We start from the raw sequence: 15177 nt of genomic DNA, 5'->3' as shown, positions 1-15177 counted from the left end.
GAGCATTCCTTCCTCGTGATCGTCTTCTCAGGTGGGACATTACTCCCTGCAAGGCGTGTTTTCGCGGGTGCCCCCTGGGGCTTAGGACAAAAGTCCCGGGTGAGACTGAGACTGGTGGAGGAACGGACCGGGGAGGTGCCGGGGATGCCGGATCTGTCGCAGGAGAGCGAGCGCAGGGGGGCCGTACTGCCCTTCGGGCTGGCCGAGGTGACCGGGCCGTCCATGGTGCCCACGCTGTACCACGGGGACCGGCTCGTGGTGCAGTACGGCGCACGGATCCGGCCGGGTGACGTGGTGGTCCTGCGGCATCCCTTCCAGCAGGACCTGCTGGTCGTCAAGCGCGCGGCGGAGCTGCGCGAGGGCGGCTGGTGGGTGCTCGGGGACAACGCGTACGCGGGGGGCGACAGCACCGACTACGGCACCGTGCCCGAGGACCTGGTCCTGGGCAAGGTGTGGTTCCGCTACCGGCCGCGCAAGCCCGCTCAGCGCTCGCCGCTGGCGCTGGTGCGCTGGGCGCTGTCGGCGGCCAGGCCCGTCTTCACCGACCGGTCGGCCTCCAGGCGCTTGCGGGCCCGGTAGGCGGCCACGTTGGCGCGGGTCGCGCAGCGGTCGGAGCAGTAGCGGCGCGAGCGGTTGGTCGAGGTGTCGAGGTAGGCGTTGCGGCACGGCGCGGCCTCGCACAGGCCGAGGCGGTCGACCCCGTACTCCGTCAGGTGGAACGCCAGTCCCATCGCCGCGATCGCCGCGTAGCCGGCCGTGGCGTTGGACGGGTGGTCGGCCAGGTGCATGTGCCACAGCGGGCGGCCGTCCTCGTCGCGGTGGTCGTGCCCGGAGATCTGCGGGCTCACCGGGAACTCCAGCAGCAGCGAGTTCAGCAGGGCCACCGCGAGCGTCTCGTCGCCCGTGTCGGCCGCCTCGAAGACCGCGCGCAGCCGGGCCCGTACCGAGCGGAAGCGCGTGACGTCGGCGTCGGTGGCGCGGCGGGCGGCCGAGGCGTTGGCGCCGAACAGGTCCCGGACCGCGTCCACCGACGTCAGGGTGTCCTTGCCCCGGGCCGGTTCCTCGCTGTTGACGAGACGTACGGCGTAATCCGAGTAATAGGCCAGTTCCACTTGTAGTCCTTACGGGCGGGGCTCTATGGTCGTCACGTGGTCGAGTAACAGACGGTCGCGCTTCCAGGGTATTACGTGGCATGCGTGAGGGAGGGGTTCGCGATGACGGACACGGACACGGGGGCCACCACCGCCGCCGGCAGTGACTGGCAGGCCTGGCAGGAGAGCTGGGACCGCCAGCAGGAGTGGTACATGCCCGACCGGGAGGACCGCTTCCGCACCATGCTCGACATGGTGGAGGCCTTCGTGGGGCCCGAGCCGCGCGTCCTCGACCTCGCCTGCGGCACCGGCAGCATCACCGCCCGCCTCCTGAACAGGTTCCCGGGGGCCACCAGCACCGGCGTCGACCTCGACCCCGCCCTGCTCGCCATCGCGCGGGGCACCTTCACCGGCGACGAGCGGGTGACCCTCGTCGAGGCCGACCTCAAGGACCCCGGCTGGCCCGCCAGGCTCCCGTACGACACGTACGACGCGGTCCTCACCGCCACGGCCCTCCACTGGCTGCGCGCGGAAGCCCTGGAGGTCCTCTACGGTCAGGTCGCGGAACTCGTCCGCTACGGCGGTGTCTTCATGAACGCCGACCACATGATCGACGACAGCACGCCGAGGATCGACGCCGCCGAGGCCTCCTACAGCCGCGCCCGCAGGGACCGGGCCATGAAGAACGGCGCCCTCGACTGGGCGGAATGGTGGGACCTGGCCGCCAAGGACCCGGTCCTCGCCGAGCCGACGGCCCGCCGCTTCGAGATCTACGGAGCCCACGCCGACGGCGAGATGCCCTCCGCCGCCTGGCACGCGCGCGTACTGCGAGAGAAGGGCTTCGGGGAGTCCCGGCCGGTGTGGTGTTCGCCATCGGACACGCTGCTGCTGGCGCTCAAGTAGAGGCCTGGAGCCATGCTCAGTGAGCAGCGGAGAGGAGACACGGAGGGTCCCTGCCGTTTCGGCCGGATTCCTGCTTGCGCGGGCCGCCGCGCCTTGATGATCTTGCATCAAGACTAGCGGCATCCATGCCGCTCACGGGGAATGGAAGGTTCTTTGATGCGGCTCAGGAAGACGGCCACGGCAGTCGCGGCGACGTGTGCGATCGCCACGATCACCGGACTGGCGACGGCGCCGGTGGCGTATGCCGAGTCCGGTAAGGGCGGGTGCTACTCCTACTCCAACGTCGACGCCCTCCCCAATAACGACACCGTGGTGATCTGGAAGTCCTGCATCTCCAAGAAGTCCAAGGGCGTGGGACACCCGAGCGCGATCGTCTCCATGGGGAAGAAGCATGCGAAGTGCACGATCCTCATCAGGGTCCTCACCACAGGTGAGAAGATCGTTTCCAAGAAGTCCTACCCTTGCCCGAAGGGGAAGGTGGTCAACAAGCGCTACGCCGGCGAGGACTTCCGTGGCAAGGGCCAGTTCACCACCTTCGTGCAGATGAAGGGGCTCGACACCCAGGGGAACCTGTCGCCACGCAGCCCCTGGCTGAACCTGTAGGCCAGAAGACGGCGGAGGCCGTCCACCCCCGGAGCGGGGGTGGACGGCCTCAGTCCATCGGGACAACCGGTCAGAGAACCTTCGACAAGAACGACTGTGTGCGCTCGTGCTGCGGGTTCGTCAGGACCTCGCGCGGGTTGCCGGACTCGACCACCACGCCGCCGTCCATGAAGACGAGGCTGTCGCCGACCTCGCGGGCGAAGCCCATCTCGTGGGTGACGACCACCATCGTCATGCCGGACTCGGCGAGGTCGCGCATGACGTCGAGGACGTCGCCGACCAGCTCCGGGTCGAGCGCCGAGGTCGGCTCGTCGAACAGCATCAGCTTCGGGTCCATGGCGAGGGCCCGGGCGATCGCCACGCGCTGCTGCTGGCCGCCGGAGAGCTGCGAGGGGTAGTGCCCCGCGCGGTCGGCCAGGCCGACGCGCTCCAGCAGCTGCATCGCCCGCTCCTTGGCCTGGCCCTTGTTCAGGCCCTTGACCTGGACCGGCGCCTCGATGACGTTCTCCAGCGCGGTCATGTGCGGGAACAGGTTGAAGCGCTGGAAGACCATGCCGATGTCCCGGCGCTTCATGGCGACCTCGCGGTCGCGCAGCTCGTACAGCTTGTCGCCCTGCTGCCGGTAGCCGACCAGCTCGCCGTCGACGTACAGCCGGCCGGCGTTGATCTTCTCCAGGTGGTTGATGCAGCGCAGGAACGTCGACTTGCCGGAGCCGGAGGGGCCGATGAGGCAGAACACCTCGCCCGGCTCGACCTCCAGGTCGATGCCCTTGAGGACCTCGACCTGGCCGAAGGACTTGTGCACGCCCTCGGCCTTGACCATCGCGACGGACGTGTCGCGCACAGTGGTGTCCTGCTCTGTGAGCTTGTCGGTCATGCCGTGACCTTCCTGCTGGAGAAGGACGTCAGGTGCGCCCTGACTTTCTGCCACGGCGTCGCCGGCAGGCTGCGGCTGGAGCCGCGGGCGTAGTACCGCTCGATGTAGTACTGCCCGACGCTCAGCACCGAAGTCATGATCAGGTACCAGGCGGCGGCCAGGAAGTACATCTCCACCGGGGCGCCGGAGACCTGACCGATGTCCTGGGCGTAGCGGAACAGCTCCGGATACTGGACGGCCGCCACGAGCGAGGTCGTCTTCAGCATGTTGATGACCTCGTTGCCGGTCGGCGGCACGATCACCCGCATGGCCTGCGGAATAACGATCCGCCGCAGGGTCTTGCCGTGGCTCATGCCCAGCGCGTGGGCGGCCTCGGTCTGGCCCTCGTCGACAGCGAGCAGGCCGGCGCGGCAGATCTCCGCCATGTATGCCGCCTCGTTCAGACCGAGGCCGAGCAGCGCCGTCAGCATCGGCGTCATGAAGTTCGACCAGGAGTCCTTGTAGAGCGGCATGAGGTTGATGTAGTCGAAGACCAGGCCCAGGTTGAACCACAGGAACAGCTGGACCAGGACCGGAGTGCCGCGGAAGAACCAGATGTAGAACCAGGCGATGGCCGAGGTCACCGGGTTCTTCGACAGGCGCATCACCGCCAGGACGACGCCGCCGACGATACCGATCAGCATCGACAGGACCGTCAGCAGGAGGGTCTTGCCGACGCCGGTCATGATCCGGTCGTCGAAGAAGTAGTCCGGAACCGCGTGCCAGTTGATCTTGCCCTGGCCGAACGCGTAGATGATCGCGGCGAGGATCGCGATGGCGATGAGGGCGGTGAGGTACCGCCCGTAGTGCCGGACCGGGATGGCCTTGATGGCCTGCGGTCCGGCCGGGGGCGTGTCCTTGGACTCCGCCGTCTTGTCGATGTCAGCAGTCACGGATGTCGCCTTTCAGTGGCCGCGGGCGCGGTCACTTCCCGCCGTTGATGACGGATTCCTTCACGGCACCGTCCTGGGCGCCCCACTTCTCCAGGATCTTCTGGTATTCGCCGTTCTGGATGATCGCGTTCATCGCGGCCTGCAGAGCGTCCCGCAGTTGGGTGTTGGCCTTACCGACCGCGATGCCGTACGGCGCCGCATCGACCTGCTCGCCGACGAGCTCGAAGTCCTTGCCGCCGCCGGAGGTCTTGACCGCGTACGCGGCGACCGGGAAGTCCGCGGAAACCGCGTCGGCGCCGCCCGAGCGCAGGCGGGTCTGGGCCTGCTGGTTGTCGTCGAAGCGCTGGAGGGTGATCGTCTTGCCGCTCGGGCACTTCTTCGCCTCGGCCTTCGCCATGTCCTCCGAGACGGTGCCGCGCTGCACGGCGAGCTTCTTGCCGCACAGGTCGGCCCAGGTGGTGATGGACCTGGTGTCGCCCTTGCGGGTGTAGATCGAGACACCGGCGGTCAGGTAGTCGACGAAGTCGACGCCCTCGCCGACCTTCTTGTTCGTGTCGGGGTCGATGCCCTCCTGACGGCTCTTGTTGTCCGTCATCGCCGACATCGCGATGTCGTAGCGGTTGGACCGCAGACCGGTGAGCAGGGCGTCGAAGGTGCCGTTCTCGAACTCGAAGGTCACGCCGAGCTGCTTGCCCATCGCGGCCGCGAGGTCCGGGTCGATGCCGACGGTCTTGCCCGAGTCGTCCTTGAACTCGACCGGCGCGTAGGCGATGTCGGAGCCGACCTTGATGGTGCCCTTGTCACGGATCTGGGCCGGGAGCTTGTCGGCCAGCGGGGCGGAGCTGCTGCCGGAGGAGTTGTTGTTGTCCTTTGTCTGGTCACCGCAGCCGGTGAGAAGCAGGGCGCCTGCGACCGCGATCGCAGACACCGCAGCAAGCCGGGAGTGCGCGGCGGTCGTACGACGGGTGGAGCTTGCGGTCATGGTGGTTCCTCCGGCTGATGGATAGAGCTGCCGATGGGGCGACGAGGACACGCGCCTTCGGGTGTCGCGACCTCGCGTGATTGACCGCATCTTGCCATTCGGGCTGCGCCATTCAGGGGGCTCGCCATGTCAAAATCGGATAACGGGCGATCCCCGAACCACGCGGAGCAGGTCCGTAACTGCCGGATCATCCGCGGCGATGACTCCTTCCGACCGGAAGATCTTCGGTCCGTCTCAGGATGTGGCCTGCCGGAACAGAATTTTTGGGTGCATTTGGGGTCATGGCCGGGATTTGGCAGGGACTTGGCCTCATATCGGGTCGGATGTCGGGCCGGCGTCATGTGACCTTCGCGCTATGGACTCGTCGTCGACGCCGTCCGTCCGGTAAGAAGGTTCTTTACACCCCTCATCCGGGGCTCAGGGTGCGTGTGCGGCGCACCCGTCGCGTATGGGTCCGAACGCATCAGTCACCGGCCGTGCGCGGTCCCGCCCACCCCTCACCAGGGAGTGGCAACCCTCAAACCATGAATACTTAAGGGGTAAAACCAAGTGGCAGCGGAGATCGTCAATCCTCGCAGCGACAGCGCGGGTCAGGAGGGCGGGGCAGAGCCGCTCGATTCCTTCGACCCGGCCTTCGCGCTGCACCGCGGCGGCAAGATGGCCGTGCAGGCCACCGTGCCCGTCCGTGACAAGGACGACCTGTCCCTGGCGTACACGCCCGGCGTCGCGCGCGTGTGCTCCGCGATCGCGGAGCAGCCGGAGCTGGTCCACGACTACACGTGGAAGTCGTCCGTGGTCGCCGTCGTGACCGACGGCACGGCCGTGCTGGGCCTCGGGGACATCGGCCCCGAGGCCTCCCTTCCGGTGATGGAGGGGAAGGCGATTCTGTTCAAGCAGTTCAGCGGTGTGGACGCCGTTCCGATCGCGCTCGACACCACCGACGTCGACGAGATCATCGAGACCGTGGTGCGCCTCGCGCCGTCTTTCGGCGGGGTCAACCTGGAGGACATCTCGGCGCCCCGGTGCTTCGAGATCGAGCGCAGGCTGCAGGAGCGCCTGGACATCCCGGTCTTCCACGACGACCAGCACGGCACCGCGGTCGTGACGCTGGCGGCGCTGCGCAACGCGGCGCGGCTGAGCGGACGGGCGATCGGGGAGCTGCGGGCCGTCATCTCGGGTGCGGGCGCGGCCGGTGTCGCCATCGCCAAGATGCTGGTCGAGGCCGGCATCGGCGATGTCGCCGTCACGGACCGCAAGGGCGTCGTGTCGACCGACCGGGAGGACCTGACGCCGGTCAAGCGGGAGCTGGCCGAGTTCACCAACAAGGCGGGCATCAGCGGGTCTCTGGAGGACGCGCTGGCCGGCGCCGACGTCTTCATCGGCGTCTCCGGCGGTACGGTGCCGGAGACGGCCGTGGCGTCGATGGCCGAGGGCGCCTTCGTGTTCGCCATGGCCAACCCGAACCCCGAGGTGCACCCCGAGGTCGCGCACAAGTACGCGGCGGTCGTGGCGACCGGGCGGTCGGACTTCCCCAACCAGATCAACAACGTCCTGGCGTTCCCCGGCATCTTCGCGGGCGCGCTGCAGGTGCGGGCGTCCCGCATCACCGAGGGCATGAAGATCGCGGCGGCCGAGGCGCTGGCCGGGGTCGTCGGGGACGACCTCGCCGCGGACTACGTGATCCCGTCGCCGTTCGACGAGCGGGTCGCGCCGGCCGTGACCGCGGCGGTGGCCGCGGCGGCTCGCGCGGAGGGCGTCGCCCGTCGCTGACGTGACCCGGATGGCCCCGCCCGAACGGGCGGGGCCATTTCTTCTGCCCGGCTTCTCCCGCTTGTTCTCCCGCTTGGCAAGAAGGTGTGTGTCACAGCGGCCCGTGGTTCCGCAGGCGCCCGTGCGCCCTTATCGTCAAGGTCATGTTCGCTGTCTACGCCGCCCGAATCGACCGCGACCAGCCGCTGAACGGCCTGGAGACGGGGGAGCGACCGGCCCCCGAGGCCCGCCCCGGCTGGAGCACCGTCAATGTCAGGGCCGCCTCCCTGAACCACCACGACCTCTGGTCGCTCAAGGGTGTGGGCCTGTCCGAGGACAAGTTGCCCATGATCCTCGGCTGCGACGCCGCCGGCGTCGACGAGGACGGCAACGAGGTCGTCCTGCACTCCGTGATCGGACAGAGCGGCCACGGGGTCGGGCCGAGGGAGCCCCGGTCCATCCTCACCGAGCGCTACCAGGGCACCTTCGCCGAGCAGGTCGCCGTGCCGACCTGGAACGTCCTGCCCAAGCCCAAGGAGCTCTCCTTCGAGGAGGCGGCCTGTCTGCCCACGGCCTGGCTGACGGCGTACCGGATGCTCTTCACCAACGCGGGGGTACGTCCCGGAGACTCCGTTCTCGTGCAGGGTGCCGGCGGTGGTGTCGCCACGGCCGCGATCGTGCTCGGCAAGGCGGCGGGGCTGCGGATGTTCGCCACCAGCCGGGACGAGGCCAAGCGCAAGCGTGCGGTGGAGCTCGGCGCGGTGGAGGCGCTGGAGTCGGGGGCGCGGCTGCCGCAGCGGGTGGACGCCGTGATCGAGACCGTCGGTGCGGCCACCTGGTCGCACTCGGTGAAGTCGCTGCGGCCCGGCGGCACGCTCGTCATCTCCGGGGCGACGAGCGGCGACCGGCCCTCGCACGCCGAGCTGACCCGCATCTTCTTCCTGGAGCTGAAGGTCGTCGGCTCGACCATGGGCACCAAGGACGAGCTGGAGGACCTGCTCTCCTTCTGCGCCGCCACCGGGGTGCGTCCCGTCATCGACGAGGTGCTGCCGCTCGACCGGGCCCGCGAGGGTTTCGAACGGATGGAGTCGGGCGACCAGTTCGGCAAGATCGTGCTCACCCGGTCCTGAGTCTCACCTCCCCTTCTTCGGCGGGCCCGGATTTCTTCCGGGCCCGCCGTCCGTGTGCCGTCAGGTCTTCGGGTTGTGGAGTATCGCCGCGATGTGGGCGGCAGCCGTCGACAGGTGACGGCGGGTTTCCCGGAGTTGGGTGGGGGCGATGCCGTGGTCCCGGGCCGCGTCGCGGATGTCGTCGCGGAAGCGGTCGAGGAGGCGGTCCAGGTCACGGGTCGGGTCGCCGGTGAGGTCCTCGTGGGCCCAGGCCGGTTCGTAGTCGGCGGGGAAGTCCTCCGGGGTGTCGGAGTACTCCGCGCGTGACGCCGTACGGCCGAAGGCGTAGTCCTTGCCGAAGTCGCCGAACTCCTTGGCCAGTTCGGTCAGGCCCTCGCGCACGCCGGTGGGCCAGTCGCCCCGGGTGAAGTGGTCCTGCACCTGCTCCTGGACCCGCCGGGCGATGCGCTGCAGCTCCTCCTGCGCCTGGACCCGCGCCCGCTCCTGCGCCTCCTTGGCCTGGCGCCGGGCCCGCTGGGCCTCCTCGCGCGCCCTGCGGCTCTCGTCCTTGGCGCGCCGGGCCTGCTCCTTCCACTCCTGCTTGACGCGGCGCATCTCCTCCTTGGCGGCCTGCCAGGCCTCCTTGTCGTCGACGCCGACGTACTCCCCGGTGCCCTGACGGGTCTGGGACGCCGCCGCGCGCATCTCGCGCCGCAGGTCGCCCGCCGCGCCGCGCACGTCGGCCCGGATCTCCGCGGCGAGTTCGGCGACCGACTCGCGGATCTCCAGCTCCAGGTCGGCCAACTCGCCGCTGCGGTCGGCCAGTTCGGCGCGGCCGGCGTCCGTGATGGCGTACACCTTGCGGCCGCCCTCGGTGGTGTGCGTGACCAGGCCCTCGGCCTCCAGCTTGGCCAGCCGCGGGTACACGGTGCCCGCCGAGGGTGCGTACAGCCCCTGGAAGCGCTCCTCGAGGAGCCGAATCACCTCGTAGCCGTGGCGCGGGGCCTCGTCGAGCAGCTTGAGCAGGTACAGGCGCAGGCGGCCGTGGGCGAAGACGGGAGGCATGTCAGAGCACCTTCTTGTCGGTCGTGCCGTCGGTCGGAGTGCCGGTGGAACCCTCTCCAGGCCGGGCGTCCCGCGGCCCCGCCTCCCACGGTCCGTCCTCGGCCGGCGGGCGCCGCAGCAGGGCGATCGAGCCGGAGACGGTGGTCGCCTTCAGCCTGCCGTTGCCCGCGCCGAGCCGGCCGGTGATCCGCTTGGCGCCCCACTGGCCGGCGACCCTGAGGTCCTCGAAGGCGTTGGACACCGTCCCGCTCGCCGTGTTCGCCTCCACTTGCGCGTCCGCCGGGTGGGGCAGCCGGATGGCGATCTCGCCGGAGACGTTGGTCAGGCTGACGTCGGTGGGGCCGCCCGCCGGGTCGAGGTCGACGATCATCGATCCGCTCACCGAGTCGGCCCTCACCGAGGGGCCGGCGCCGTCGACCACCGTCAGATCCCCGGACACCGAGTTGAACCGCAGGTCGCCCGAGAGGGCCTGCGCCTCCACGTTGCCCGACACGGTGTCCGCGCGCACCGGGCCCGTCAGGCCCACCAGGGTCGTGTCCCCGGAGACGCCCCTCACCTCCGCGCGCCCGTCGATCCCCGAGACCATCGCGGCGGCCCCGACCACCCCGAGCTCCACGCGCGCGCTCGACGGGACGGCCACGGAGACCACGGCGCTGCGCCGCCAGCCCTTGCGGTCCAGCCATTTGAGGAAGCCCTTCCAGGGCAGGTCCTCGTAGGCCACCGTGAGCGTGCCGCCCTGCTGGGTGACCATCAGGGGCGGTCCCTCGATCTCGGAGACCTCCAGACGGGCGGAACCCTCGTCCGTGCCCACGACGTTCACCGTGCCGTGGACGATGCGGACGTTCAGCTCGGTCACCCGCTCGTCGAAAGTGAGCTTCCTGGGCTCTCCGACGGACCACTCGGACATGGTGCAGACCTCCCCGTCACGGGACGCGACACGCCATATCGCGTCTTCTGATGAACACGATATATCGCGCTCACGGGAAGTCAAGACACTCGTTCAGGTGACGCTGGGAACCGGAAAACGACAGGGCGCCCCCGAAGGAGCGCCCGGAAGCATGCGGCGACCCGTCACGGGCGCCCCTCATGGGTGCGGCCTCTACGCGTCGTCCTCGTCGTCCAGCCGGGCCAGCCACGTCGCCAGCCGCTCCACCGGCACCTCGAAGTCCGGATTGAGATCGACGAACGTCCGCAACTGCTCGGCGAGCCACTCGAAGGTGATCTCCTCCTCGCCGCGCCGCTTCTCCAGTTCTTCGATCCCACGGTCGGTGAAATACACGGGTGCTCTCCTGGGGCTGGGCCTTCGGCCTCGGGTCGTACCCCTCCAGGTTATGCGGCGCGTGAGGCATCACTATTCCCCTTGCCAAACCCGCGTCCCACGCGCGCGTGCCCGGGCACAATGGACCCACGCGCCCGCGGCGAGGCCGACACGGGCGCGGGCGACGGGAGTCGGAGAGTGCCTACGGGGGAGTGGCTGCGACGGCGGAGCGAGGCTACGGCTACCGGGGTTCATTCGCAGTGCACCGGCGTTCACGCCGGCGGTTGCGGCGTGGAGCGTCGCCGGATCGTTCCGGCGGGCCGGATTCGGCTGATCCGCCCCGGACTGTCGGTGGCGGCTACGGGGCGTTCTTCGAGCGTTTCGAAACAGGAACTCCTGTCGCCGTCCATGGCCGTCCGCCGTCACACGATGCTCACTCGTGCACACCAGAACGCTCCCAACCACTGTCGAACGACAGCAGCTCACATCCCCCTGGAATAGCCCGCCTCAAAAAGCCGTGGGACCGCGAAGGGGCCCGCCCCGAGCCGTAAGACTCGGGGCGGGCCCCTTCAGGCCGCCGTGGCGGTGAGGACTGCGAGGGTTACGCCTCGAACACCTCGCGCACCAGCTGCTCCTGCTCCGCCTGGTGCCGCTTCGCGGAACCCACGGCGGGGGAGGAGCTGTGCGGGCGGGAGATGCGGCGCAGGCGCTCGCCGGCCGGGATGTCCGCGCCGACCGCCAGGTCCAGGTGGTCGATGAGGTTCAGGGCGATGAACGGCCACGCGCCCTGGTTCGCCGGCTCCTCCTGGGCCCACAGGTACTTCTCGGCGTTCGGGTACTTGTTGACCTCCGCCTGGAGCTCGGCACCCGGCAGCGGGTACAGCCGCTCGATGCGGATAATCGCCGTCTCGGCAGCTGCAGCGTCCGTCACGCCGCGCTTCTTCCGCTCGGCTTCGAGGTCGTAGTAGACCTTGCCGGCGCAGAAGACGACCTTGCGCACCGCGTTCGGGTCGACCGAGGCGTCGCCGATGACCGGGCGGAACCCGCCCGTGGTGAACTCCTCCGCCTTCGAGGCCGCGGCCTTCAGGCGCAGCATCGACTTCGGGGTGAAGACGACCAGCGGCTTGTGGTGCGGGTTGTGCACCTGCCACCGCAGGAGGTGGAAGTAGTTCGACGGCAGGGTCGGCATCGCGACCGTCATGTTGTTCTGCGCGCACAGCTGCAGGAACCGCTCCGGGCGGGCGGAGGAATGGTCCGGGCCCTGGCCCTCGTAGCCGTGCGGCAGGAGCAGGGTGACGCCGGAGGTCTGGCCCCACTTCTGCTCGGCGGAGGAGACGAACTCGTCCACGACCGTCTGGGCGCCGTTGACGAAGTCGCCGAACTGGGCCTCCCACATGACGAGCGCGTTCGGGCGGGCCAGGGAGTAGCCGTACTCGAAGCCCATCGCCGCGTACTCGGACAGCAGGGAGTCGTAGACGTTGTACCGGGCCTGGTCCTCGGACAGGTACAGCAGCGGGGTGTAGTCCTCGCCGGTCTCACGGTCGATGATCACCGCGTGCCGCTGGCCGAAGGTGCCGCGGCGGGAGTCCTGGCCGGACAGCCGGACCGGGACGCCCTCGAGGAGCAGCGAGCCGATGGCCAGGGTCTCGCCCATGCCCCAGTCGATCGTGCCGTCCTCGACCATGGCCGCCCGGCGCTGCAGCTGCGGCAGCAGACGCGGGTGGACGGTGATGTGGTCGGGGATGTTGACCTGGGACTCGGCGATGCGCTTGACGACCTCGGAGGAGACGGCCGTCGAAACCGCGACCGGGAAGCCGTCCTGCGGCTCCTGGGAGTCCACGGAGACCGGCTGGGAGGTGGTGGTGGCCTCGCGGACCTCGGTGAAGACCTTCTCCAGCTGGCCCTGGTAGTCCTGCAGGGCCTGCTCGGCCTGCTCCAGGGTGATGTCGCCCCGGCCGATCAGCGACTCGGTGTAGAGCTTGCGCACCGAGCGCTTCTTGTCGATCAGGTCGTACATCAGCGGCTGGGTGAAGGCCGGGTTGTCCGACTCGTTGTGACCGCGGCGGCGGTAGCAGATGAGGTCGATCACCACGTCCTTGTTGAACGCCTGGCGGAACTCGAAGGCGAGCCGCGCCACGCGGACGACGGCCTCCGGGTCGTCGCCGTTGACGTGGAAGATCGGGGCCTCGATCATGCGGGCCACGTCCGTCGCGTACATGGAGGAACGCGAGGACTCCGGGGCGGCGGTGAAGCCGACCTGGTTGTTGATGACGACGTGGACCGTACCGCCGGTGCGGTAGCCGCGCAGCTGCGACATGTTCAGGGTCTCGGCCACCACGCCCTGGCCCGCGAAGGCCGCGTCGCCGTGGATGGCCACCGGCAGGACCGTGAAGTCCGTGCCGCCCTTGTTGATGATGTCCTGCTTGGCGCGGGCGACGCCCTCCAGGACCGGGTCCACCGCCTCCAGGTGCGAGGGGTTGGCCACCAGCGAGACCTTGATCTGGTCGCCGTCCAGGCCGGTGAAGGTGCCCTCGGCGCCCAGGTGGTACTTCACGTCACCGGAGCCGTGCATCGACTTCGGGTCGAGGTTGCCCTCGAACTCGCGGAAGATCTGGGCGTACGACTTGCCGACGACGTTGGCCAGGACGTTGAGGCGGCCGCGGTGGGCCATGCCGATGACGACCTCGTCCAGGCGGGACTCGGCCGCCGAGTCGATGACCGCGTCGAGCAGCGGGATGACGGACTCGCCGCCCTCCAGGGAGAACCGCTTCTGGCCGACGTACTTCGTCTGCAGGAAGGTCTCGAAGGCCTCCGCGGCGTTCAGCCGGCGCAGGATGCGCAACTGCTCGTCGCGCTCCAGCTTGGCGTGCGGGCGCTCCACCCGGTCCTGGATCCACTTGCGCTGCTTGGGGTCCTGGATGTGCATGAACTCGATGCCGACCGTGCGGCAGTACGAGTCGCGCAGCACACCGAGGATGTCGCGCAGCTTCATCAGCGTCTTGCCGGCGAAGCCGCCGACCGCGAAGTCGCGCTCCAGGTCCCACAGGGTGAGCCCGTGCTCGGTGATGTCGAGGTCGGGGTGCTTGCGCTGCTGGTACTCCAGCGGGTCGGTGTCGGCCATGACGTGGCCGCGGACCCGGTAGGAGTGGATCAGCTCGAAGACGCGGGCGGCCTTGGTGACGTCGTCGTCGTGCGAGGCGTCGATGTCCTTGAACCAGCGGACCGGCTCGTAGGGGATGCGCAGCGCCTTGAAGATCTCGTCGTAGAAGTTGTGCTCGCCCAGCAGCAGGTTGGCCACCGCGCGCAGGAACTCGCCGGAGGCGGCGCCCTGGATCACCCGGTGGTCGTAGGTCGACGTGAGCGTCATGACCTTGGAGATGCCGAGCTTGTTCAGAGTGTCCTGGGAGGTGCCCTGGAACTCCGCCGGGTAGTCCATGGAGCCGACGCCCATGATCACCGACTGGCCGGGCATCAGGCGCGGCACCGAGTGGACCGTGCCGAGGCCGCCGGGATTGGTGAGGGAGACGGTGACGCCGGTGAAGTCGTCCATCGTCAGCTTGTTGTCGCGGGCGCGACGGACGATGTCCTCGTAGGCCTGCCAGAACTCGAAGAAGTTCAGCGTCTCGGCCTTCTTGATGGCGGCCACGACCAGCTGGCGGTCGCCGTTGGGCTTGACCAGGTCGATGGCCAGACCGAGGTTGACGTGGTCCGGCTTGACCAGGGTGGGCTTGCCGTCCTTCTGGGCGAACGACCAGTTCATCGACGGCATCTGCTTGACGGCCTGGACCATCGCGTAGCCGATGATGTGCGTGAAGGAGATCTTCCCGCCGCGGGCCCGCTTGAGGTGGTTGTTGATGACGATGCGGTTGTCGAACAGCAGCTTCACCGGGACGGCGCGCACGGACGTGGCCGTGGGCAGCTCCAGGGAGGCGTTCATGTTCTTGGCGACCGCGGCGGAGGGGCCGCGCAGCGTCACGAACTCGGGACCGGCGGGCGCCTCGGCGGCGGGCTCGGCCTTGGCTTTCGCGGCGGCGGGCTTCGCGGGGGCCGGCTTCGCGGGCGCCGGGGCCTGAGCGGCAGGCTTCGCGGCCGGAGCCGGAGCCGGAGCCGGTGCCGGAGCGGCGGCCGCGGGCTGCGCGGGAGCGGCCGGAGCGGCGGGGGCCTGCGGTGCGGCCGGGGCGGCGGGCGCCGCCTGGGGCGCGGTGGCGGTCCCCGCGGTCGCGGCATCCGCCGAAGCCGGGGTGGCAGCACCTCCCGGCTTGTAGTCGGCGAAGAAGTCCCACCAGGCGCGGTCTACGGAATTCGGGTCCTGGAGGTACTGCTGATAGATCTCGTCGACGAGCCACTCGTTGGCACCGAACGCGGCCGCGGGGTTCTTCCCGCCTTGGTCGGTCTCGGTCGAGATGCTCGTGTTACTGGGGGACTGTGGCGACACAGCGGTAACCGCCCTCTTCCGCTTCACAAGATGATGGGACAGCGGGAATCAAGGCTACGCCCCTTGGCGCGGCAAGGTGAGGTCGGGCCGCTCCTTCGTCGCGTAAGTCACATCAAAGGTCGGGTTTCGAGGCCTGAATTGGCGGGAAACAAGCGTGGTTCCGCTGTGTGTGG

The 15177-nt window shown here is 69.2% G+C and carries 13 protein-coding genes; 5 read left to right on the top strand and 8 right to left on the bottom strand.

Annotated features, from left to right (window positions below; genetic code table 11):
* The first annotated feature begins 144 nt into the window (after positions 1-144).
* The gene (gene sodX / locus ACX25U_RS11800) at positions 145-579 is read left to right on the top strand and encodes a nickel-type superoxide dismutase maturation protease (RefSeq protein WP_454394217.1); all 435 of its coding nucleotides are present in this window, start codon (positions 145-147) and stop codon (positions 577-579) included.
* Here sodX and ACX25U_RS11795 read toward each other — a convergent pair.
* A complete protein-coding gene (locus ACX25U_RS11795) occupies positions 483-1112 on the bottom strand; it encodes a CGNR zinc finger domain-containing protein (RefSeq protein WP_454391301.1) in 630 nt (209 codons plus the stop codon). The two genes, sodX and ACX25U_RS11795, sit on opposite strands and share 97 nt — an antisense overlap.
* A gap of 102 nt (positions 1113-1214) precedes the next feature.
* Between ACX25U_RS11795 and ACX25U_RS11790 the strand changes: the two genes are divergently transcribed.
* Both ACX25U_RS11790 and ACX25U_RS11785 read left to right on the top strand, forming a co-directional pair.
* Positions 1215-1994, top strand: coding sequence for a class I SAM-dependent methyltransferase (locus ACX25U_RS11790; protein ID WP_454391299.1), 780 nt, complete (start codon positions 1215-1217; stop codon positions 1992-1994).
* Positions 1995-2150: 156 nt separating this feature from the next.
* Complete coding sequence (locus ACX25U_RS11785) at positions 2151-2597, top strand: hypothetical protein (protein WP_454391297.1); 447 nt, start codon at positions 2151-2153, stop codon at positions 2595-2597.
* Positions 2598-2667: 70 nt separating this feature from the next.
* Here the strand turns inward: ACX25U_RS11785 and ACX25U_RS11780 are convergent, their stop codons facing one another.
* The 3 genes from ACX25U_RS11780 to ACX25U_RS11770 are packed head-to-tail and all read right to left on the bottom strand — an operon-like array spanning position 2668 to position 5388.
* The gene (locus ACX25U_RS11780) at positions 2668-3420 is read right to left on the bottom strand and encodes an amino acid ABC transporter ATP-binding protein (RefSeq protein WP_454394215.1); all 753 of its coding nucleotides are present in this window, start codon (positions 3418-3420) and stop codon (positions 2668-2670) included.
* Between the two features lie 50 nt (positions 3421-3470).
* Positions 3471-4406 (bottom strand): amino acid ABC transporter permease, encoded by a 936-nt coding sequence (locus ACX25U_RS11775; RefSeq protein WP_454391295.1) that lies wholly within the window; start codon positions 4404-4406, stop codon positions 3471-3473.
* Between the two features lie 31 nt (positions 4407-4437).
* Entirely contained in the window at positions 4438-5388 is a 951-nt protein-coding gene (locus ACX25U_RS11770) for an ABC transporter substrate-binding protein (RefSeq protein WP_454391293.1), read from the bottom strand.
* A gap of 549 nt (positions 5389-5937) precedes the next feature.
* Here ACX25U_RS11770 and ACX25U_RS11765 point away from each other — a divergent pair.
* The gene (locus ACX25U_RS11765) at positions 5938-7158 is read left to right on the top strand and encodes an NAD(P)-dependent malic enzyme (protein ID WP_454391291.1); all 1221 of its coding nucleotides are present in this window, start codon (positions 5938-5940) and stop codon (positions 7156-7158) included.
* Between the two features lie 143 nt (positions 7159-7301).
* On the top strand, positions 7302-8267 hold the full coding sequence (locus tag ACX25U_RS11760; protein ID WP_454391289.1) for a zinc-binding dehydrogenase: 966 nt from the start codon (positions 7302-7304) through the stop codon (positions 8265-8267).
* Positions 8268-8327: 60 nt separating this feature from the next.
* Here the strand turns inward: ACX25U_RS11760 and ACX25U_RS11755 are convergent, their stop codons facing one another.
* From ACX25U_RS11755 to ACX25U_RS11740, 4 genes are all read right to left on the bottom strand, one after another.
* Complete coding sequence (locus ACX25U_RS11755) at positions 8328-9311, bottom strand: helix-turn-helix transcriptional regulator (RefSeq protein WP_454391287.1); 984 nt, start codon at positions 9309-9311, stop codon at positions 8328-8330.
* Between the two features lies 1 nt (position 9312).
* Positions 9313-10218, bottom strand: coding sequence for a DUF4097 family beta strand repeat-containing protein (locus ACX25U_RS11750; RefSeq protein ID WP_454391285.1), 906 nt, complete (start codon positions 10216-10218; stop codon positions 9313-9315).
* A 192-nt stretch (positions 10219-10410) separates the two neighbouring features.
* The gene (locus ACX25U_RS11745; protein WP_365825817.1) at positions 10411-10590 is read right to left on the bottom strand and encodes a DUF6104 family protein; all 180 of its coding nucleotides are present in this window, start codon (positions 10588-10590) and stop codon (positions 10411-10413) included.
* Positions 10591-11170: 580 nt separating this feature from the next.
* A complete protein-coding gene (locus tag ACX25U_RS11740) occupies positions 11171-15004 on the bottom strand; it encodes a multifunctional oxoglutarate decarboxylase/oxoglutarate dehydrogenase thiamine pyrophosphate-binding subunit/dihydrolipoyllysine-residue succinyltransferase subunit (RefSeq protein WP_454391283.1) in 3834 nt (1277 codons plus the stop codon).
* Positions 15005-15177: the final 173 nt, after the last annotated feature.

The sequence above is a fragment of the Streptomyces sp. JNUCC 63 genome, from assembly GCF_054366325.1.
Note: the sequence above shows the minus strand (reverse complement) of the source record. Positions and strands in the feature narration are given on the sequence as shown.